The organism is Mesorhizobium loti (assembly GCA_014189435.1).
GTDB classification, from domain to species: Bacteria; Pseudomonadota; Alphaproteobacteria; order Rhizobiales; family Rhizobiaceae; genus Mesorhizobium; species Mesorhizobium loti_G.
Genome location: CP050293.1, coordinates 1,911,141 through 1,929,906, shown reverse-complemented (window position 1 = coordinate 1,929,906; position 18,766 = coordinate 1,911,141). Strand labels below are relative to the sequence as shown.

Annotated in this window: 23 protein-coding genes; 15 read left to right on the top strand and 8 right to left on the bottom strand. The window is 63.0% G+C overall.

Going from position 1 to position 18,766, the window contains the following annotated elements:
• Positions 1 to 121 precede the first annotated feature (121 nt).
• The 6 genes from HB777_09325 to HB777_09300 are packed head-to-tail and all read left to right on the top strand — an operon-like array spanning position 122 to position 2,457.
• Complete coding sequence (locus HB777_09325; protein QND64091.1) at positions 122 to 445, top strand: helix-turn-helix transcriptional regulator; 324 nt, start codon at positions 122 to 124, stop codon at positions 443 to 445.
• Complete coding sequence (locus tag HB777_09320) at positions 442 to 852, top strand: SRPBCC domain-containing protein (protein ID QND64090.1); 411 nt, start codon at positions 442 to 444, stop codon at positions 850 to 852. Before HB777_09325 ends, HB777_09320 begins: the two co-directional genes overlap by 4 nt.
• Positions 853 to 908: 56 nt before the next feature.
• Positions 909 to 1,130 (top strand): hypothetical protein, encoded by a 222-nt coding sequence (locus HB777_09315; protein ID QND64089.1) that lies wholly within the window; start codon positions 909 to 911, stop codon positions 1,128 to 1,130.
• An 11-nt stretch (positions 1,131 to 1,141) separates the two neighbouring features.
• Positions 1,142 to 1,585, top strand: a complete 444-nt coding sequence (locus HB777_09310; GenBank protein QND64088.1) for a hypothetical protein — start codon at positions 1,142 to 1,144, stop codon at positions 1,583 to 1,585.
• 32 nt (positions 1,586 to 1,617) lie between these two features.
• A complete protein-coding gene (locus tag HB777_09305; GenBank protein ID QND64087.1) occupies positions 1,618 to 2,010 on the top strand; it encodes a VOC family protein in 393 nt (130 codons plus the stop codon).
• A 42-nt stretch (positions 2,011 to 2,052) separates the two neighbouring features.
• Positions 2,053 to 2,457 carry a DUF1801 domain-containing protein gene (locus tag HB777_09300; GenBank protein QND64086.1) on the top strand — a complete coding sequence of 135 codons (405 nt, stop codon included), beginning with the start codon at positions 2,053 to 2,055 and terminating at the stop codon, positions 2,455 to 2,457.
• A gap of 2 nt (positions 2,458 to 2,459) precedes the next feature.
• On the opposite strand, the gene HB777_09295 is transcribed toward HB777_09300, so the two are convergent.
• The 6 genes from HB777_09295 to HB777_09270 all read right to left on the bottom strand — a co-directional run bounded on the left by HB777_09295 (position 2,460) and on the right by HB777_09270 (position 9,021).
• Complete coding sequence (locus tag HB777_09295) at positions 2,460 to 3,638, bottom strand: NAD(P)/FAD-dependent oxidoreductase (GenBank protein ID QND64085.1); 1,179 nt, start codon at positions 3,636 to 3,638, stop codon at positions 2,460 to 2,462.
• Between the two features lie 109 nt (positions 3,639 to 3,747).
• On the bottom strand, positions 3,748 to 4,485 hold the full coding sequence (locus tag HB777_09290; GenBank protein QND64084.1) for a dienelactone hydrolase family protein: 738 nt from the start codon (positions 4,483 to 4,485) through the stop codon (positions 3,748 to 3,750).
• Between the two features lie 106 nt (positions 4,486 to 4,591).
• Positions 4,592 to 5,896 (bottom strand): MFS transporter, encoded by a 1,305-nt coding sequence (locus tag HB777_09285; GenBank protein ID QND64083.1) that lies wholly within the window; start codon positions 5,894 to 5,896, stop codon positions 4,592 to 4,594.
• Positions 5,893 to 6,570, bottom strand: coding sequence for a FadR family transcriptional regulator (locus HB777_09280; GenBank protein ID QND64082.1), 678 nt, complete (start codon positions 6,568 to 6,570; stop codon positions 5,893 to 5,895). The genes HB777_09285 and HB777_09280 overlap by 4 nt, the downstream gene beginning before the upstream one ends.
• Before the next feature lie 91 nt (positions 6,571 to 6,661).
• Positions 6,662 to 7,357 carry a 4Fe-4S dicluster domain-containing protein gene (locus tag HB777_09275; GenBank protein ID QND64081.1) on the bottom strand — a complete coding sequence of 232 codons (696 nt, stop codon included), beginning with the start codon at positions 7,355 to 7,357 and terminating at the stop codon, positions 6,662 to 6,664.
• A gap of 89 nt (positions 7,358 to 7,446) precedes the next feature.
• The gene (locus HB777_09270) at positions 7,447 to 9,021 is read right to left on the bottom strand and encodes a trimethylamine methyltransferase family protein (GenBank protein ID QND64080.1); all 1,575 of its coding nucleotides are present in this window, start codon (positions 9,019 to 9,021) and stop codon (positions 7,447 to 7,449) included.
• A gap of 275 nt (positions 9,022 to 9,296) precedes the next feature.
• Between HB777_09270 and HB777_09265 the strand changes: the two genes are divergently transcribed.
• Complete coding sequence (locus tag HB777_09265) at positions 9,297 to 9,995, top strand: cobalamin-binding protein (protein QND64079.1); 699 nt, start codon at positions 9,297 to 9,299, stop codon at positions 9,993 to 9,995.
• An 85-nt stretch (positions 9,996 to 10,080) separates the two neighbouring features.
• Here HB777_09265 and HB777_09260 read toward each other — a convergent pair whose 3' ends face one another.
• Entirely contained in the window at positions 10,081 to 10,218 is a 138-nt protein-coding gene (locus HB777_09260) for an EncA/B family entericidin (protein QND64078.1), read from the bottom strand.
• A 64-nt stretch (positions 10,219 to 10,282) separates the two neighbouring features.
• Between HB777_09260 and HB777_09255 the strand changes: the two genes are divergently transcribed.
• Positions 10,283 to 10,915, top strand: coding sequence for a DUF1638 domain-containing protein (locus HB777_09255; protein QND64077.1), 633 nt, complete (start codon positions 10,283 to 10,285; stop codon positions 10,913 to 10,915).
• Here HB777_09255 and HB777_09250 read toward each other — a convergent pair.
• A complete protein-coding gene (locus tag HB777_09250; protein QND64076.1) occupies positions 10,912 to 11,835 on the bottom strand; it encodes an NAD(P)-dependent oxidoreductase in 924 nt (307 codons plus the stop codon). The two genes, HB777_09255 and HB777_09250, sit on opposite strands and share 4 nt — an antisense overlap.
• Positions 11,836 to 11,956: 121 nt before the next feature.
• Between HB777_09250 and HB777_09245 the strand changes: the two genes are divergently transcribed.
• The 7 genes from HB777_09245 to HB777_09215 all read left to right on the top strand — a co-directional run bounded on the left by HB777_09245 (position 11,957) and on the right by HB777_09215 (position 18,765).
• Positions 11,957 to 12,532, top strand: a complete 576-nt coding sequence (locus tag HB777_09245) for a DUF4893 domain-containing protein (GenBank protein QND64075.1) — start codon at positions 11,957 to 11,959, stop codon at positions 12,530 to 12,532.
• A 94-nt stretch (positions 12,533 to 12,626) separates the two neighbouring features.
• Positions 12,627 to 13,409, top strand: coding sequence for a formyl transferase (locus HB777_09240; GenBank protein ID QND64074.1), 783 nt, complete (start codon positions 12,627 to 12,629; stop codon positions 13,407 to 13,409).
• A 204-nt stretch (positions 13,410 to 13,613) separates the two neighbouring features.
• Positions 13,614 to 13,916: a hypothetical protein gene (locus tag HB777_09235; GenBank protein ID QND64073.1), complete on the top strand. Its 303-nt coding sequence runs from the start codon at positions 13,614 to 13,616 to the stop codon at positions 13,914 to 13,916.
• Positions 13,909 to 14,520, top strand: coding sequence for a methylenetetrahydrofolate reductase (locus tag HB777_09230; GenBank protein QND64072.1), 612 nt, complete (start codon positions 13,909 to 13,911; stop codon positions 14,518 to 14,520). Before HB777_09235 ends, HB777_09230 begins: the two co-directional genes overlap by 8 nt.
• On the top strand, positions 14,517 to 15,608 hold the full coding sequence (locus HB777_09225; protein ID QND64071.1) for a methylenetetrahydrofolate reductase: 1,092 nt from the start codon (positions 14,517 to 14,519) through the stop codon (positions 15,606 to 15,608). The genes HB777_09230 and HB777_09225 overlap by 4 nt, the downstream gene beginning before the upstream one ends.
• Positions 15,609 to 15,689: 81 nt before the next feature.
• Positions 15,690 to 16,664, top strand: a complete 975-nt coding sequence (locus HB777_09220) for a methyltetrahydrofolate cobalamin methyltransferase (protein ID QND64070.1) — start codon at positions 15,690 to 15,692, stop codon at positions 16,662 to 16,664.
• Positions 16,615 to 18,765, top strand: a complete 2,151-nt coding sequence (locus HB777_09215) for a DUF4445 domain-containing protein (protein ID QND64069.1) — start codon at positions 16,615 to 16,617, stop codon at positions 18,763 to 18,765. The genes HB777_09220 and HB777_09215 overlap by 50 nt, the downstream gene beginning before the upstream one ends.
• Position 18,766 lies beyond the last annotated feature (1 nt).

Here is an 18,766-nt window from a genome sequence, read left to right as displayed (position 1 = left end):
CTTGGGGCAATGGAAAGATTTTTTTGGAAACGGCCCGATCGTGCCCCCCACGCTCCCGCTTGACACATACATATCTGGACGGTTATACGTCAATCAATAGCCACCGGGTTATCGATCCCAAATGACCAACGCTCACGATGTCCTCTTCAGAACGCTCTCCGATCCGACGCGCCGAGCGATCTTCGAGCGCCTGTGCCGGCAAGGCGAGCAGACGGTCGGCGCCCTGACGGCTCAGTCAGGGGTCTCGCAGCCGGCGGTGTCGAAGCATCTCAGCGTGCTCCGGCAGGCCGGGCTGGTGCGTGACCGCCATGAGGGACGGCAGACCCACTATAGCGCACAGCTCGCAGCGCTTTCTCCCCTGACCGACTGGACGAACCAGATGAACGCGTTCTGGCAAAGCCGGTTCGATGACCTCGAAAATTTGCTCAAAAGAATGGACCAATGACCAACACTGCGACCGAAACGCGCTCCGTCATCGTCGAACGTGAAATCCCCTATCCGCCGGAGAAGATCTGGCGTGCCCTTACCCAACCGCATCTGATCGAGGAGTGGCTGATGAAGAACAACTTCAAGCCAGTCGTGGACCACCGTTTCAATCTCAGCGCGGATTGGGGCGGCGTCGACTGTCAGGTCCAGACGGTCGAGCCCAACAAGACGCTGTCCTACACCTGGGACACCAAGGATCTCGAGAGTGTGGTCACCTGGACGCTCACCGCTACGAGCACGGGAACCCATCTGCGCATGGAGCAGACCGGCTTCCGGCCGGATCAGCAGCCCTATTTCCGCGGCGCCACGGTCGGCTGGCAAAGGTTCCTTACTGCCCTGGAAGACGTCCTGGCACGGCTGGATTGAAACCGCCGGCAAGCGGATCGCTGGTCCGCTTCGGCTCGCTTTGACGGGAGGTGCCATTGGACTGGAACAAGTGGATCCGGCAAATTCATCGCTGGCTGTCGATCATCTTTACGCTGACCGTCATCACCAACTTCGTCACCATGGCATTTGGTCAACCTCCCGCCTGGGTGGTCTACTCGCCGCTCCTGCCGCTCTTCCTGCTGCTGTTCAGCGGCCTGTACATGTTCGTGCTGCCCTATGCCGCCAAGGGGCGCGGCGCGCAGCGTGCGGGCGGATAGGAGTGGGCAGAATGGCCAAGACGCAGGGACAATCGACCAAGGCCAAGGCTGCGCCGGTCCTGCTCTCGGGCGGCAACCCGCAAATCGCCAAGGGCGACGGCGACGCCCCGGTGCAGGCCTACATCGCGGCAATACCGGGCTGGAAGCGCGGTCTCGGCGAACGCCTCGACGCGCTCATCGTGCGCAACGTGCCTGATGTGCGCAAGGCCGTGCGATGGAACTCGCCCTTCTATGGCATCGAAGGCCAGGGCTGGTTCGTGACGTTTCATGTCCTCACCCACTATTTGAAGGTGACCTTCTTCAGTGGCATGTCGTTGCAGCCGATCCCGCCCGGCGGCACGGCAAAGAGCAAGGAGGCGCGCTGGATCGACATCCGCGAAGACGACCAGTTCGACGAAGCGCAGATGGCGGACTGGGTGAAGCAGGCGGCCGCGCGGCCCGGCTGGATCTCGTAACGACCGAAGAATGTGAAAGAGGAGAAAGAGCCATGAAGATCAAGCTGACCAGCGTGTATGTGGACAACCAGGAAAACGCACTGCACTTCTACACCGACGTGCTGGGCCTCGCCAAAAAGGCCGATTTCAGCAATGGGCCCTATCGCTGGCTGACCGTGGCCTCGGCCGAAGAGCCTGATGGAACCGAGCTGCAGCTCGCGCTCAACGACAACCCGGCCGCCAAGGCCTATCAGGAAGCCATCTTCAAGCAGGGCCAGCCCGCGGTCATGTTCTTCACCGACGACGTCAAGGGCGATTATGAGCGCATCAAGGCGAAGGGTGGCGCGTTTATCAAGCCGCCGACCGAGGTGACCGGTTCGACTATCGCCCAGCTGAACGACAGCTGCGGCAACCTCGTTCAGATCACCCAGCTGGCGCGCTGGTAACGGGCGGCGGTTGAAACGCGCCGAGGCACGGGAAGGTATCCAATGAACCCATCCGAACAGATCGACCAGCTGCTCGCCGGCCTCACGGACTGGCGCGCCGAGACGCTCGCCGGCATCCGCAAGACCATCCTTGCAGCCGACCCGGACATCGTCGAGGAGTGGAAGTGGATGGGCAGCCCGGTATGGTGCCTCGACGGGAACATCGTGGTCGGCAACGCCCACAAGGACAAGGTGAAGCTCACCTTTTCCCATGGCGCGCGCCTGCCGGACCCCGACAAACTGTTCAACAACGGTTTTGGCGGCAAGGTCTGGCGGGCAATCGATATCCTTGAGGGCGATAAGCTCGATGAGCGTGCCCTGAAAGAGCTCGTCCGTGCCGCCATCGGATACAATCAGGCCAAAAAGAAGAAGAAGGCACCGGCGGCTGGAGCGAAGCCACAGAAGTAAGTCTATGCCGCCTGCCCCGCCACCCAGCCCGACGACCATGCCCACTGGAAATTATAGCCGCCCAGCCAGCCCGTGACATCGACGGCTTCACCGATGAAAAACAGGCCCGGCACGGATTTCGCCTGCATCGTCTTCTGGTCCAGCCCGTTGGTGTCGACCCCGCCCAGCGTCACTTCGGCGGTGCGGTAGCCCTCTGAACCAGCGGGCTTGATGCGCCAGTCATTGACCGCGGCGGCGACGGTTTTGATCTGGGCGTCGGAAAGATCGGCGAGGTTGCCGTCGATCCCGGTGCGCTCGGCGATCGATTGCGCCAGCCGCTTCGGCAGATGGTTTGCCAGCACTGTCTGCACCGCTTGCCGCCCATTGCCGCGCTTGGCGGCACGAACGAGATCCGCCACATCCACCCCCGGCAGCATGGCGATGCGGATTTCATCGCCCTCGCGCCAATAGGAAGAGATCTGCAGGATGGACGGTCCACTGACACCGCGATGCGTGAACAGCATCGCTTCGGAAAACCGCGTCTTGCCGCAGGCGACTTCCGCGTCGACAGCGTTGCCGGCCAGCGGCGCCAGCCGCTCGAGCGTGTTTGCATCGAAGGTCAGCGGCACCAGCGCCGGCCGCGTTTCGATGATGGCAAGGCCGAACCGTTCGGCAAGCTCATAGCCGAATCCGGTCGCCCCCATCTTTGGGATCGACTTGCCGCCGCAGGCCACCACCAGAGACTGGCAAGCAACCAAACCTGTGGAGAGGGCAAGCACAAAACCCTCTGCGGTTTTGCGGACATCCTCAACCCTGGTCGACAGTGCCAGCTCCACGCCCCGGCCCTGCATTTCCGAGACCAGCATATCGATGATCTGGCGTGCGGAGCCGTCGCAGAACAGCTGCCCCAGCGTCTTCTCGTGATAGGCGATGCGGTGGCGTTCGACGAGGGCGATGAAATCGCGCTGCGTGTAGCGGCTGAGCGCCGAAATGCAGAAATGCGGATTGCCCGAGAGAAAATTCTTCGGGCTGGCATGGATGTTGGTGAAATTGCACCGGCCGCCGCCGGAGATGCGGATCTTTTCGCCCGGCATTGCCGCATGATCGAGGATCAGCACCGAACGACCGCGCTTGGCCGCCTCCACGGCGCACATCATTCCGGCGGCACCCGCGCCGATGATCACGACATCATAGGATTGCATCAGGCTATTCGTTCCCGCTCGACCCGCTCATCCGAGGTCGCGCCATTTGTCTGCCTGATAGCGCGAACGGGCCAGACAGCCAACAGACAAGAACAGCCGAACGAAGGGCTCAGATCAGGGTTTCGGCGAACAGCGTCGTCAATCGCTTCCAGTGGCGTTCCGCACCCGCGGCATTGAAAACGCTATGATCGGGCACGCACCAGCCATGCGCCACGCCGACATAGTTCTCGATGACATGGTCGACTTCCGCGACCCTCAGCGCCTCGGCCAGTCGCGCCGACTGTTCCGGCGGAAAACTCCTGTCGACGCCTGATGTGCCGACATAGACACGCGCCTTGATGGAGGCTGCCTTGCGATGCGGGCTGTCGGCAGCGTCGCTGGCCAGATTGCCGCCATGGAAGCTCGCTGCCGCCCTTATCCTGTCGGGATAGGTTGCAGCCGCATTCAATGCCCGGCCGCCGCCCATGCAATAGCCGACGGTGCCGATCGGCCCGGTGATGCCCTCGGCAGCGAGTGCGTCGAGGAATGCACCGCTGTCGCTGATGGTCATGTCCTGCGTCGTGCCGGTGACCAGCGCCATCAGCGCCGCCTTGGTGTTTTCCTCGACAAAGGCGGTCTTGGCGTCGAAGGGCCCGTAAGGCGCATTGCGGTAGAACAGGTCCGGCACCAGCACCGCATAACCTTCATGTGCCAGCCGCTCGGCCATACTGTCGAGCGCCGGCCGCGGACCGAAGGCGTCCTGATAGAGAATGACGCCGGCCTTGGCAGGAGATGCTTTTGCCGAGCGGAAAAGCCCTGCTTTGGCAACGCCATCCCTGGTCTTGATCTGAAGGTCCTGCTTCGTCATCGCCCGCTCCGTTCGATTGATGCGCGATACATATCCGGCCAAGCCGATACGGCAAGGCGTTCCCTGAACCTGACAGTCAACATTTCGTGCAGGATTGCGTGACGCGCTATCGGTCGTCGGCGCGCACGGTCCGTGCGCCGACATGCAGCGCGCGGCCGGCGCCGAGCCCCATGACGGCTACGCCAAGCCCGAGCGCGACGAACAGGAACGCCGTTCCCGAAAAACTGCCGGTCCAGCTGCGGATCAGGCCCACCAGCAGCGGACCGAAGGCCGCCAGCACATAGCCGACGCCTTGCGCCATGCCCGAAAGATGCGCGGCGACATGCGAATCCGGCGACCGCAGCACGATGAGGCTCATGGCAGCCGCGATCAGGCCGCCCTGCCCGATGCCTTGCAGGACCGCCCAGAACAGCACCGTCGAGGTCGGTGCGAACAGAATGCCGAGCAGCGCTATCACCGCTATGGCAACGAGCGCCACATTGATGCCGCGCTGGTCCTTCAACCGCATCGCAAAGGACGGCACGGCAAGGCACGTGATGACCTGCGCCATCACCGAAACCGAAACCATGGCGCCGGCGGTGGCCGCATCGAAACCGCGCTCGCGCAGGATCGGCGCTAGCCAGCCGAAGATGCAATAGGCAAGCGCCGACTGCAGCCCCATGAACAGCGTGACTTGCCAGGCCAGGCGATCGCGCCAAAGCCCGACGACGCGAAATCCTTGATGGCTCACCTGCCGGCGGCTGCCAAGCGCCTGCGGAATCCAGATCAGCAACACGACCAGCGTCGGCACCGCCCAGGCTGCGAGCGCTCCTGACCATGAACCGGTGATAAAATGCTCGATCGGCAGGGTGAAGCCGGCGGCCGCCGCCGAACCGGCGCACAAGGCCATGGTGTAGAGCCCCGTCATGATGGCAGCCCTGTCGGCGAAATCACGCTTCACCAGGCCCGGCAGCAGCACGTTGCCGATGGCAATGGCGCCGCCGGCCAGGAAGGTGGCGACAAACAGCAGGGGAACCGATTCGAACCAGCGCAGCCCGGTTCCCAGCACCAGCAGCGCGAGTGCGCCGAGCAAGGTGCGTTCAGCCCCATAGCGTTGGGCAAGTTTTGGCGCGAACGGCGCGAACAGACCCAGGCACAGAACGGGCAGCGTCGTCAGCAGGCTGGCGCCTGTCGTCGAAAGCCCGGTCGCCTGCATCACTTCGGGCAACAGCACCGACAGGCTGGAAAACAGTGGCCGCAGGCTGAAGGCAATCAGCACGAGGCTCGCGCCAAGCACGATACGCGCGGCACGGCTGCGCAGTTCAGGCGGCTGCGGCGCGGGAAGGCTATCGGCTTCCGCATCGATGAGTTCCAGACCCTTGACGGCCTCGGATCGCGGCTTCGGGTCAGGGTGACGAAAACTCTGGTTCATTGCGAAAGCAGTCTTTCAAGCTGGGCAAGCACCGGCGCCATGAAGGCGCGGACGGCGGCAACCGCACGCTCGGGATCGCTCGCGGCAATGGCCTCGACGATTGCCGCATGCGCCTGCTGGTCCGGTTCGGGCAGATTGCCCTCGAGCGTGGCATGGATGGTCTCGGTGATGGCGGCGGTGAAGAAGTCGTAGAGCTCCATCATCGCTCTGTTGCCGGACGCTGCGACGACCGACTTGTGGAAGGCGAGATCGCGGCGGATGAAGGCATCGCTTCCGCCGTCGGCGACGGTGCCCCGCTCTGCAAGCAATTGACGCATCCGTTCGAGGTCGGCCGGCGTGTGACGCAAGGCGGCGAGCCGTGCCGCCTCCAGGTCCAGCGCTGCCCGCGCCTCCCATTGATCGCGCAGGCCGCTGCGCTTGACCCGGTCGAGCGCGGCGGAGGTATCGACGGCGGAGCGCACATAGGTGCCCGAGCCCTGGCGCGTATCGAGCAATCCCCGCGAGACCAGCACCCGCACCGCTTCGCGCACAGTGCCACGGCTCACCGACAGAAGGTCGGTCAGGGCTGCCTCATTGGGAATACGCTCGCCGACGCCCCAGCGGCCGCTGACGATCTCGGCACGCAGGCTTTCGGTGGCGCTGTCGGTAAGATTGGTTCTAATGGCGGGTTGCATCGGCCTATTCATCAAGTCATCAGATGACTTGATGAATAGGCCCGCTGCCATCAGCCGTCAAGCGACTACCTGGATCAGGGCTGCATTTCGATCAGCCGTCCACCGCCGCAAAGCTTGCCATGTGAAACGCCTGGACCTCCGGCGGGTAGCGATAGGCCGTGCCATAGGGACAGGCATTGCGGTCGAGACAGCCGCCGCTGCGGCAGGGTTCGCCATTCGCTCCCCGCACATGCGCCAGGCAGGATTGATAGGCGAAGCCTTGCTCGGAATAGGCGTCGACCGGGCAGGATTTCAGGCAGGGTTTTTCGACACAGCTATCGCAAAGGTGGGGCGCTGCCTCAGCGTCTTGAACCAAAAGCTCGTCCTCGAACAGCAGCGCGCCGCGATAGGCGTGCCAGAGCCCGTATCGCGGATGCATGAGGATGCCGAGCGGCGACGGCTTCAGCCCCTCCGCTCGCATCGCCCATTGCTGGAACGGCAGATAAGGCCTGTCGGAAGGCGAAACGGCCCGCGCCCCGAATGTGTCCGCCACGGCGCCGATCACTTCGCGCGACCACGTGTCGAGCGGATTGGCGGTTGCCCGTGGCTGTTGCTCCCGCCAACGCAGGAAATGCGGCCAAGGTGCTGCGCCCGCCTGCCCTACCAGCAGGACGGCCGCTGCCGGCGCACCCGATGATCCCGCTGGCGGCGCATCGCCTGGCGCAAAATTGAAACCGCCGCGAACAACAAGGCCGTTGGCAAGGAGCGCCGCAGCAATGCGGTCAACGCTGCCGGCAGGCGCAATCATTCCTTCTTGACCGGATCGGAGAACGCGCTCCGCCAGACTTCCTTGTGGATGATGTTGGCGACTTTAGCCCCGCCTGATTCGGGCTCCTTTCAAGTGAAGGCGTCGGGCATCGACCCCTTCTTCTTGGCGATGAAGTCCTTCAAGGCTTCGTCGATGCTCGGATCGAGATGCGGCGCCTCGTAGCTCTCCAGCCAGCGGCGGGCGAGATCGTTTGCGCGCTGCGGCGCGGTCTTCTCGCCTTCGGCCAGCCACTGCTCGTAGGAATTGTTGTCGGCGATGTTGGAGCGGTAGAAGGCGGTCTGGAAATTGGCCTGGGTGTGGTCGCAGCCGAGATAGTGGCTGCCCGGCCCGACCTGGCGGATGGCATCCATCGCCTGGCCGTTTTCCGACAGATCGACGCCCTCGGAGAATTTCTGCGTCATGCCGAGCTGGTCGATGTCCATCATGAATTTCTCGTAGCAGGACGCCAACCCGCCCTCGAGCCAGCCGGCCGAATGCAGCACGAAATTGGTGCCGGCCAGGATGGTCGAGTTCAGCGTGTTGGCGCTTTCATAGGCCGCCTGCGCATCCGGAACCTTCGACGCGCAGAGCGAACCGCCGGTACGGAACGGCAGGCCGAGGCGACGCGCCAGCTGTGCGGCGCCATAGGAAACCAGCGACGGCTCCGGCGTGCCGAAGGTCGGCGCGCCCGACTGCATCGAAATGGAGGAAGCGAAGGTGCCGAACAGCACCGGCGCGCCCGGCCGGATCAGCTGCGTGAAGGACGCGCCGGCCAGTACTTCGGCCAGAACCTGCGTCAGCGTGCCGGCAACCGTCACCGGGCTCATCGCGCCGGCAAGGATGAACGGCGTGACGATGCAGGCCTGGTTGTGGCGCGCATAGACTTTCAGCGCGCCGAGCATGGTCTCGTCGAACACCATCGGCGAGTTGGCGTTGATCAGGCTGGTCAGCACCGTGTTGTTCTCGACGAAATCGTCGCCGAACACGATCTTGGCCATGGCGACGGTGTCCTCAGCGCGCTCCGGCGCGGTCACCGAGCCCATGAACGGCTTGTCGGAATATTTGATGTGGCTGTAGATCATGTCGAGGTGGCGCTTGTTGACCGGCACGTCGACCGGCTCGCACACCGTGCCGCCCGAATGGTGGATCGACGGCGCCATATAGGCGAGCTTCACGAAATTCTGGAAATCCTCGATCGTCGCGTAACGCCTGACGCCGTCGAGGTCGCGCACGAAAGGCGGACCATAGACCGGCGCGAAAACGGTGGCGTTGCCGCCGATCTGCACCGAGCGCTCGGAATTGCGGGCGTGCTGGGTGTAGACGGACGGCGCGGTCTTGAGCAGCGAACGGCAGAGACCCTTGGGGAAGTGCACGCGCTCGCCCTTGACGTCGGCGCCGGCCTCTTTCCACAATTGCAGCGCTTCCGCGTCGTCGCGGAAGATGATGCCGATTTCCTCGAGCACCGTGTCGGTGTTCTTCTCGATCAGCGCCAGGCCTTCCTCGTCCAGCACCTCATAAACGTTGATCTTGCGCTTGATGTAGGTGAGCTGCGTGCCCGGACCACCGCCCGAACGTGCTGCCCGCCGGGCAGCGGCTCCGCCGCTGGCGCCGCGCCCACGTCGCGCGTTTGACGCTTCCTGATCGACTGCCGCGTGTTCGCTCATGGTGGTTCTTCCCTGAATTTGTTCTTGTCTGGAATCCATAGCGGCTGCCTCTCGCCGCTTCTTGCCAGATCGTAGCCATGCACCCTATTCGAAACGGCCCGCCAGCGCCAACGCCTGTCGCAAAATCGACAAGAATTCCAAGAGAGTTACGGTCGCTTTCCTTTTGCGGGAAGTCGCAAATCAGCTATGGATACATGCCCTCAGCGGGTTAGGTATGAACGCGAATATTTTGTGCTTTGCGACATGGTCGCGATGCCGGCAGGAGCTCGATACAAATGTCCGACGACGAGATCATCCTTTCCGAACTTTCCGACGACGAGTTGGTGCAGCAGATGCACGACGATCTCTATGACGGGCTGAAGGAAGAGATCGAGGAAGGTACCAACATCCTGCTCGAGCGCGGCTGGGTGCCCTACAAGGTGCTGACCGAGGCGCTGGTCGAAGGCATGCGCATCGTCGGCGAGGATTTTCGCGACGGCATCCTGTTCGTTCCCGAAGTGCTGCTGTCGGCCAATGCGATGAAGGCCGGCATGTTCATCCTGCGTCCGCTGCTCGCCGCCACCGGCGCGCCCAAGCAGGGCAAGATGGTCATCGGCACCGTCAAGGGCGACATCCACGACATCGGCAAGAACCTCGTCGGCATGATGATGGAGGGCGCCGGCTTCGACGTCATCGATCTCGGCATCAACAATGCGGTCGAGAAATATCTCGATGCGATCGAACAGCACCAGCCCGACATCATCGGCATGTCAGCCCTGCTGACCACGACCATGCCCTACATGAAGGTCGTCATCGACACGATGAAGGAAAAGGGCATCCGCGACGACTATGTCGTGCTGGTCGGCGGCGCGCCGCTGAACGAGGAATTCGGCAAGGCCGTCGGCGCCGACGCCTATTGCCGCGATGCCGCGGTGGCGGTCGAGACCGCCAAGGACTTCATGAAGCGCAAGCACAACGTCCGCGCTTCCGCCTGACCCAGGGCATCAGGATGGACCGACAAGAAAAGCCGCGCCTTGCAGCGCGGCTTTTTTGTTCCCAGATGGTGGACGAGGCTGCCGATCAGTTGGCGACAGTGTCCTTGACCGCCCTGGCCGTCGATTTGACGTCCTTGCCGACACCGCGGACGGTGTTCGCGCAAGCCGCAAGGGCCAAGGCGCAGGCCAGGATGGCAATCGGCGTGATGCGTAGCAGTTTCATGGACGGTGTCTCCCTCAACAGATAAATTAGCGCCCCAACAACGAAGGCCGGCTCGATGGGTTCCATGGCCAAGACGCAAAAAACGAAACCGAATCAAGACGACAGGCTGCTCGTTATCGCCTGTGGGATGATTGCGCGCGAAGTTCTGGCCGTCAAGGAACAGCTCGGACTGGATCACCTCGACCTGACCTGCCTGCCGGCGGAATTCCATTTCTACCCGGACCGCATCGCTCCAGCCATGGACAAGGCAATCGAAAAGGCCAAGGCCGAAGGCTACACCAACATCTTCGTCGGCTATGCCGATTGCGGCACCGGCGGCCTGCTCGACCGTATCTGCGAGAAGCACGGCGTCAAGCGCATGGCCGGCCCGCACTGCTTTGCCTTCTATCAAGGCATGGATGCCTACGCGAAAATCGCCGACGACGACATGATGTCTTTCTACATGACCGACTTCCTCTGCCGGCAGTTCGACGCCTTCTTTATGAAGCCGCTCGGCCTCGACAAGCATCCGGAGCTGATCAAGGACTATTTCGGCAACTACGAGAAGCTGATCTACCTGGCCCAGACCAACGATCCGGAACTCGACAAGGTCGCCGAAAAAGCCGCCAAAATGCTCGGTCTCGTCTATGAACGACGCGCGACGGGCTATGGCGACCTGACGGCTGGAATGGCGCAAGCCGCTGCTGTCGCGGGCTAGGCAGCCCCCTCTTCCGCACGCAGCGCCGCAAGCACATCGGCAAAGCTCGTCTTGCAGACGAAACCCAGCCTGTCCCTCGCCCGCGACGCGTCATAGACGCGGTCGATGGAGGAAAACATCGTCCAGCCTTTTCGCGCATAAAGCGCCGGAAAGTCCGGAAAATAGCGCGCGACGATGGACGGCGCATCGGCGATCAGATCAGCGCAATCATCGGGACGGAACGGTGTTGGCGCCGAGACGATGAAAATATCAAAGCCCAGTTGCGGCCCCTTTTCAAGGGCAAGGATGTGAGCCTCCGCCGCGTCCTCCACCGTCAATCGGCGAAACAACAGCTCGTTCGCCTTGGTGTTGGCGTCCGATTGTTCGATCGCATGCGCCATGTCGTCGGCCTCGGGAAAGAAGCGGGCCGTGCGCAGCACCACCACCGGCAACCCATGCTGGATATGATAGAGGCGGCAGAGATGCTCGGCCGAAAGCTTGGTGACGCCATAGATGTTGCGCGGCTCGGGCGACATCGCCTCAGTCAGCCAGGCAGCTTTCCGAGCGCCGCCGCTGAACCCGTCGCGTATCGCTTGCGAAATCATCAGCGAGGTCGTCGAGGTGAAGACGAAGCGCTGCACGCCGGCCGCCACCGCCGCGTCGAGCAGGTTCAGCGTGCCTTGCACATTTGTAGCGACGAAATCGCTGTTAGCGCGGTTCTCGATGTTGGGCTTGTGCAGCGCGCCGCTGTGGATGATCGCCTCGATCCGGTTGTCGCGGACGGTACGCAGGACAAGGTCACGGTCGGCGATCGAGCCGATCATCTGCGTCTCCGCCGATGGCGCAGGATCTAGCCCGGTGACATCGTGCCCAAGCGCGCGCAGCCGCGGCGCCAGCGCGCTGCCCAGCCAACCCGACGATCCCGTGAGCAAGATTCGCATTCGTCACACCATGATTTTTGACCGTGACGCTGTTAAGCACGGATGACAGGCGCCAGCGACCCGGTAAATTATGCACCAGGTGGCGGCGGCGCTGCTCAAAACATCAACCGGGAGGCCTCCGATGACACTTCGCCCGCTGCTCGCCCTTGTCGGCCTGCTCTGCTGCACGCTTCCCGCGCTCGCCGATGGCGAGGTGCAGAAATTGATCACCCCAGCCGACAAGGCACGGCTCGACAAATATGGCGAGACGCGCAAGGCAGCGCTCGCCGAGGCGAAAGCGGGCGATCCCGCCGAGGTCAAGCAACTCGATGCCTTGCTGGCAAAACCGCTGGTGGCCTTCTCCGACAAGGACCTGACCGGCAACTGGCGGTGCCGCACCATCAAGGCCGGCGGACCTTTGCCGCTCGTCATCTACGGCTGGTTCAAGTGCAAGGTGACTGATGACGGTTCCGGCTGGCGGCTGGAAAAGGTCAGCGGCTCGCAGCGCACCAAGGGCCGTTTCTTCGACGATGGCGAGAAACGCGCGATCTATCTCGGCTCCTTCTATGTCAACAACGATCCGGCAAAGCCCTATGGCAGCGGCCCGCAAACCGACCAGGTCGGCTATGCCTTCCGTAACAGCACCAAGGAATGGCGCATTGAATTCCCGGCGCCCTACTATGAATCGAAGCTCGATATCATCGAATTCAAGCGCTGACCGGGCATCGAAGAGCTGATCACCAAGGATTAACCCGGACGCCCTAGCATCCCGCCCATTGTCGAGAACGGGTTGCTTGGAGGGGGCAATATCCATGGCAGCATCAGAATCCAGTACGCGTCCGATCGTGGTCGTCACCGGCGGCGGCCAGCATGTCTGGGCTATGATCAATGCAATCGCCGATCGCGTCGGTCCTGTCAGCGTTGTCCTCGAAACACCTGAATCCAAAAAGCAATTGCTGCGTGGCCGGGCTCGCCGCCAAGGCTGGATCTCCGCCATGGGCCAGCTTGGCACGATGGTGCTGAGCAGGTTGGGCAAGCGATTCCTGGCCGGCCATAGCGCGCGATTGATTGCCGAGGAGAAGCTGGAGGTTGAGCCGCGGCCAGGCCAGGAGATCATCCAAGTAGCCTCGGCCAATGGGCTTGAGTGCCTGCAGGCGATCCAGAAGATCCGGCCAGGCGTTGTGCTGCTCAACGGTTGCCGACTAATCTCGGCTGAGATGCTGAGCAAAATGCCCTGCCCGGTGCTCAACTACCATGCGGGCATCACGCCGAAATATCGCGGCATGAATGGCGGCTATTGGGCTCTGGTATCAAGCGATGCGCAGAATTTCGGCACGACTGTCCACCTCGTCGACGCTGGCGTCGACACTGGTGGCGTGCTGAAGCAAGCGCGCGGCAGATCTAAAAAGGGCGACACCATCTCAAGTCACGCGCTACGCCAGACGGCGTTCTCGCGCGACATCTGCGTCGAGGCCGTCAGCGATGCACTGGCTGGAAAACTCACGACGATCGATCCCGGCCTGCCTTCGAAACTGTGGTATCACCCGACGATCTGGTTCTACCTCTGGACAGGCCTGAGAACCGGCATCTGGTAGCGCGTCCTTCGTCCCCGACAGCATGCCGCGCGCCGATTTTTCCGACGCCTCGAACATGGCGCCGGCACACGCCGCGAACGAATAAACCCACCTTTCTTTTTGCGACTTCCAATAGCGTCGCTTTTGAATGCGCGCGCGTCGTCCCATAACAAGCGGCCCTACCGCGCTTGCGGCAATGCTCGATCATTGAGGAGTGAGAGTTTCATGGCCGATCTGATCGTCGTCTACTGGCGCGACATCCCTGCCCAGGTCATCGTCAAGAAGGGCCGGCAGAACGCCAAGCGCGAACTGCCGCTGCGCTTCACCGAGGCAATCGACATGTGCGCCATGCGCACCGGCGCCGGCGGCACTGACGACTATCTGGCTGAATGGCGCAAGGCCGATCCCATTGCGGTCGGCGACGACCTAGAAGCCGAAGTCGAGAAGGCATTCAACGACCTCGACACGAAATATGACCGCGAGCGGCTGGTCGCTCTGGTCAAGGCGGGCGGCAAAGAAAATGTCTGACACCCAGCCGGCGGTTACCCAGGCCACTCTGGTCAAGAAGGCAGCGCCGAAATCCGACTACAAACCGGCCGACGTGTCGCCGCAGCGGCGCGTGCAGCGCTCCTTCGCGGTCCGGCTGTGGTCGATCAGGCACTCGCGCCTGCTCGAATGGTTCTACGGCAAGTTCGCCGACATGTTCCTGCTCCTTCATCCCCTGTGGAAGGGCATAGGCTACGGCCGCGTCGAAGGGCCGATCAAATTTGTCGAGAAGCGCGTCAAGGGCTTCATGTTCGACTGCCGCATGTGCGGCCAGTGCATCTTGTCGTCGACCGGCATGTCCTGCCCGATGAACTGCCCCAAGCAGCTGCGCAACGGCCCTTGCGGCGGCGTCCGCGCCAACGGCAATTGCGAGGTCGAACCCGATATGCCCTGCGTCTGGGTCAAGGCCTGGGAAGGCTCGCAGAACATGGTGCACAGTGACAGGATCCTGACCGTGCAGAAGCCGGTCGACCAGTCGCTGCGCGAAACCTCGGCCTGGCTTCGGGTGACCGCGCAGGCCGCCGCCGCACGCGAAGCCGCCGCTGCCGCCAAGAATGGGCCGGCAAACACCGGGGCATCGGCATGATCGGCCGCCAGCGCGACGAGAATCCGGCCGGCATCGATCTGCCGCTCGATCCCCTGCCCGGCCATACTTCGCGCGGCCGGCTGGAGCGCGTGCTTCGACGCGGCGAGTTCGCGGTGACGACCGAGCTCAATCCGCCCGACAGCGCCGATCCGGAAGACGTCTACAACAGGGCGAAAATCTTCGACGGCTGGGTCGATGCCATCAACGCCGTCGACGCCTCGGGCGCCAATTGCCACATGTCGTCGGTTGGCATCTGCGCGTTGCTGACCCGCATGGGCTATGCGCCGATCATGCAGATCGCCTGCCGCGACAAGAACCGCATCGCCATCCAGGGCGATGTGCTGGGCGGGGCCGCGATGGGCGTCGCCAACATGCTGTGCCTCACCGGAGACGGTGTGCAGGCCGGCGACCAGCCCGGCGCCAAGCCGGTATTCGATCTCGACTGCATGTCGCTCTTGGAAACCTGCCGCATCATGCGCGACAATGGCAAGTTCCTGTCCGGCCGCAAGCTGACGACGCCGCCGCAGCTTTTCCTCGGTGCCGCGATCAATCCTTTCGCACCGCCGATCGACTTCCGTCCGCATCGCCTGGGCAAGAAGATCGCCTCCGGCGCGCAATTCGTACAGAGCCAGTATTGCTTCGACGTGCCGATGTTCCGCACCTACATGCAAAAGGTGCGCGACCTCGGCTACACCGAAAAATGCTTCATCCTGGTTGGCGTCGGCCCGTTGGCCTCGGCCAAGACGGCCAAGTGGATCCGCTCCAACGTGCCTGGCATCCACATCCCCGATTCGGTCATCAAGCGGCTGGAAGGCGCGCAGGACCAGAAGAAGGAAGGCAAGCAGCTCTGCATCGACATCATCAACGAGGTGAAGGAAATATCAGGCGTTTCCGGCGTCCATGTGATGGCCTACCGGCAGGAGGAATATGTCGCCGAGATCGTCGATGAATCGGGCGTGCTCAAGGGCCGCCAGCCATGGAAACGCGAGATTCGCCGCGACGACCAGATGGTCGCCGATCGGCTCGAGCACATACTGCACGACGACATTACCGAAACGCAGGTGGATATGGTGAAGACCGCGCACTGACGGCGCGGACGGCCACCCATTCGCTTGAACGAAAACAGACAACGATATAAAGAAATCTTTATATCACGGCGGAGAGACTTCATGACCCGTACCATCGTCGCCTCGGCGACACGAGAAATCATCATCGGCTTCGACCAGCCGTTCTGCGTGATCGGTGAACGCATCAACCCGACCGGACGCAAGAAGCTGGCCGCCGAGATGATCGCGGGCAATTTCGAGACCGTCATCAGGGACGCATTGGAGCAGGCAGCCTGTGGCGCCACCATGCTCGACGTCAATGCCGGCGTTACCTCGGTCAACCCGAACGAGACCGAACCCGGCCTTCTGGTGCAGACGCTGGAGATCGTGCAAGGGCTGGTCGACCTGCCGCTCTCGATCGACAGCTCCGTCACTGCCGCGATCGAAGCCGCTCTCAAGGTCGCCAAGGGCCGCCCGCTGGTCAACTCCGTCACCGGCGAGGAAGAAAAGCTCGAAGCCATCCTGCCGCTGGTCAAGAAGTACAACGTGCCGGTCGTCGCCATTTCCAACGACGAGACCGGCATTTCGATGGACCCGGATGTCCGCTTCGCCGTCGCCAAGAAGATCGTCCAGCGCTGCGCCGATTTCGGCATCCCCGCGCATGACGTCGTTGTCGATCCTTTGGTCATGCCGATCGGCGCGCTGGGCGACGCCGGCCGCCAGGTGTTCGCGCTGCTGCGCCGGCTCCGCGAAGAGCTCAAGGTCAACACCACCTGCGGCCTGTCCAACATCTCGTTCGGCCTGCCGCATCGCCACGGCATCAACGCTGCCTTCATCCCGATGGTGATCGGCGCCGGCATGACATCGGCCATCATGAACCCGGTGCGGCCGCAGGAAATGGAAGCCGTGCGCGGCGCCAATGTGTTGAACGGCACCGACGAGAACTGCACCAACTGGATCCGCACCTACAAGGACTACAAGCCGGCCGAAGGCGGCCAGGCCGTTGCCGCCCCGACGCAAGTCAATGCGCCGGGCGACGGCGCCAGCAATGGCGGTCGCCGCCGTGGCGGCCGTGAAGCCCGGATGGGCCGAGGATAAGCGCGCAACCGTGAATTCACCTGCAAACATCACCGACCCGCTCGTGCTGTTCATGCCGTCGGGCAAGCGCGGGCGCTTTCCTGTCGGAACGCCGGTGCTCGATGCCGCGCGCCAGCTCGGCGTCTATGTCGAAAGCGTCTGCGGCGGACGCGCCACCTGCGGGCGCTGCCAGATCGAAGTGCAGGAAGGCAATTTCGCCAAGCACAAGATCGTTTCCTCCAACGACCACATCACGCCCAAGGGTGCCAAGGAAGAGCGCTATGAGCGCGTGCGCGGCCTTCCCGAACGGCGCCGCCTCTCCTGCTCGGCGCAGATCCTTGGCGACCTCGTCATCGACGTGCCGCAGGACACCGTCATCAACGCGCAGACCATCCGCAAGGATGCCGACACCAGGGTGATCGCCCGCGATGCGGCGATCCGCATGTGCTATGTCGAGATCGAAGAACCCGACATGCACAAGCCGCTCGGCGACCTCGATCGGCTGAAGATCGCGCTGATGCACGATTGGGGCCTGAAAAGCCTCGACTTCGATTTTTATCTGCTGCCGCAGGTGCAAGGCATATTGCGCAAGGGCAACTGGACCGCGACCGCCGCCATCTACAAGGATGCCGACTCAGAGACCGCGCGCGTCGTAGCGCTTTGGCCCGGCCTCAAGAACGAAGCCTATGGGCTCGCCTGCGACATCGGCTCGACCACCATCGCCATGCATCTGGTATCGTTGCTGTCGGGCCGCGTCGCCGCCTCGTCCGGCACCTCGAACCCGCAGATCCGCTTCGGCGAGGATCTGATGAGCCGCGTCTCCTATGTGATGATGAACCCGGATGGTCGCGAAGGCATGACGGTCGCCGTGCGCGAGGCGATCTCGGGTCTCGTCGACAAGGTCTGCGCCGAAGGCAATGTCCAGCGCAACGACATCCTGGATTCCGTCTTCGTCGGCAATCCGATCATGCACCATCTGTTCCTCGGCATCGATCCGACCGAGCTTGGCGGCGCCCCCTTCGCACTCGCCGTTTCGGGCGCGGTGCATATCAAGGCATCCGATATCGGCCTCAAGCTCAACCAGGGCGCCAGGCTCTATATGCTGCCTTGCATCGCCGGCCATGTCGGTGCGGACGCGGCGGCGGTGACGCTGTCGGAAGGCCCGCATCGCCAGGACGAGATGATGCTGATCGTCGATGTCGGCACCAATGCCGAAATCGTGCTCGGCAACCGCACGCGGGTCGTGGCTGCTTCTTCTCCCACCGGCCCGGCCTTCGAGGGCGCTGAAATTTCAGGCGGCCAGCGCGCAGCACCCGGAGCCATCGAGCGCGTACGCATCGATCCCGACACGCTGGAGCCAAAGTACCGCGTCATCGGCTCGGAGCTGTGGTCCGACGAGCCGGGTTTCCTCGACAGCGTCCAGGCGACCGGCGTCACCGGCATCTGCGGCTCCGGCATCATCGAAGTGGTGGCCGAGATGTATCTCGCCGGCATCATTTCCGAGGACGGCGTCATCGACGGCGGACTTTCGGCCCGCTCGCCGCGCGTCACCGCCAACGGCCGCACCTTCTCCTATGTGCTGAAGGAAGGCTCCGCCGCATTGAAGGAAGATGGGCCGAAGATCACCATCACCCAGACCGACGTGCGCGCCATCCAGCTTGCCAAGGCGGCGCTTTATGCCGGCACCAAGCTGTTGATGGAAAAGCAGAACACCGAGCATGTCGACCGCATCCACTTCGCCGGCGCCTTCGGCTCGTTCATCGATCCGAAATACGCCATGGTGCTGGGCCTGATCCCGGATTGCGATCTCGACAAGGTTTCCGCAGTCGGCAACGCCGCCGGCGCCGGCGCCCGCATGGCGCTGCTCAATCGCGGCTATCGCCGCGAGATCGAGGACACGGTCAGCAAGATCGAGAAGATCGAGACGGCCCTGGAGCCAAAATTCCAGGAGCATTTCGTCTACGCCATGGCGCTGCCCAACAAGGTCGATCCGTTCCCGAAACTGTCGGCGGCGGTGAAATTGCCGCCGCGCAAGACGGTCAGCGAGGATGGCGTTGCCGGCGACGCCACCCCGCGCCGGCGTTCGCGCGAAGGCCACGCCGCGAGGCGTGGCCGGGAATGAC

What these genes read in the sequence shown, in the direction of transcription:
- HB777_09245 (QND64075.1), top strand. Translation starts at nt 11,957, where the DNA reads ATGACACTTCGCCCGCTGCTCGCCCTTGTCGGCCTGCTCTGCTGCACG.
- HB777_09220 (QND64070.1), top strand. Translation starts at nt 15,690, where the DNA reads ATGACCCGTACCATCGTCGCCTCGGCGACACGAGAAATCATCATCGGC.
- HB777_09255 (QND64077.1), top strand. Translation starts at nt 10,283, where the DNA reads ATGGCCAAGACGCAAAAAACGAAACCGAATCAAGACGACAGGCTGCTC.
- HB777_09240 (QND64074.1), top strand. Translation starts at nt 12,627, where the DNA reads ATGGCAGCATCAGAATCCAGTACGCGTCCGATCGTGGTCGTCACCGGC.
- HB777_09235 (QND64073.1), top strand. Translation starts at nt 13,614, where the DNA reads ATGGCCGATCTGATCGTCGTCTACTGGCGCGACATCCCTGCCCAGGTC.
- HB777_09275 (QND64081.1), bottom strand. Translation starts at nt 7,357, where the DNA reads ATGATTGCGCCTGCCGGCAGCGTTGACCGCATTGCTGCGGCGCTCCTT.
- HB777_09230 (QND64072.1), top strand. Translation starts at nt 13,909, where the DNA reads ATGTCTGACACCCAGCCGGCGGTTACCCAGGCCACTCTGGTCAAGAAG.
- HB777_09320 (QND64090.1), top strand. Translation starts at nt 442, where the DNA reads ATGACCAACACTGCGACCGAAACGCGCTCCGTCATCGTCGAACGTGAA.
- HB777_09265 (QND64079.1), top strand. Translation starts at nt 9,297, where the DNA reads ATGTCCGACGACGAGATCATCCTTTCCGAACTTTCCGACGACGAGTTG.
- HB777_09270 (QND64080.1), bottom strand. Translation starts at nt 9,021, where the DNA reads ATGAGCGAACACGCGGCAGTCGATCAGGAAGCGTCAAACGCGCGACGT.
- HB777_09285 (QND64083.1), bottom strand. Translation starts at nt 5,896, where the DNA reads ATGAACCAGAGTTTTCGTCACCCTGACCCGAAGCCGCGATCCGAGGCC.
- HB777_09325 (QND64091.1), top strand. Translation starts at nt 122, where the DNA reads ATGACCAACGCTCACGATGTCCTCTTCAGAACGCTCTCCGATCCGACG.
- HB777_09280 (QND64082.1), bottom strand. Translation starts at nt 6,570, where the DNA reads ATGCAACCCGCCATTAGAACCAATCTTACCGACAGCGCCACCGAAAGC.
- HB777_09260 (QND64078.1), bottom strand. Translation starts at nt 10,218, where the DNA reads ATGAAACTGCTACGCATCACGCCGATTGCCATCCTGGCCTGCGCCTTG.
- HB777_09295 (QND64085.1), bottom strand. Translation starts at nt 3,638, where the DNA reads ATGCAATCCTATGATGTCGTGATCATCGGCGCGGGTGCCGCCGGAATG.
- HB777_09290 (QND64084.1), bottom strand. Translation starts at nt 4,485, where the DNA reads ATGACGAAGCAGGACCTTCAGATCAAGACCAGGGATGGCGTTGCCAAA.
- HB777_09225 (QND64071.1), top strand. Translation starts at nt 14,517, where the DNA reads ATGATCGGCCGCCAGCGCGACGAGAATCCGGCCGGCATCGATCTGCCG.
- HB777_09300 (QND64086.1), top strand. Translation starts at nt 2,053, where the DNA reads ATGAACCCATCCGAACAGATCGACCAGCTGCTCGCCGGCCTCACGGAC.
- HB777_09250 (QND64076.1), bottom strand. Translation starts at nt 11,835, where the DNA reads ATGCGAATCTTGCTCACGGGATCGTCGGGTTGGCTGGGCAGCGCGCTG.
- HB777_09305 (QND64087.1), top strand. Translation starts at nt 1,618, where the DNA reads ATGAAGATCAAGCTGACCAGCGTGTATGTGGACAACCAGGAAAACGCA.
- HB777_09215 (QND64069.1), top strand. Translation starts at nt 16,615, where the DNA reads ATGGCGGTCGCCGCCGTGGCGGCCGTGAAGCCCGGATGGGCCGAGGAT.
- HB777_09310 (QND64088.1), top strand. Translation starts at nt 1,142, where the DNA reads ATGGCCAAGACGCAGGGACAATCGACCAAGGCCAAGGCTGCGCCGGTC.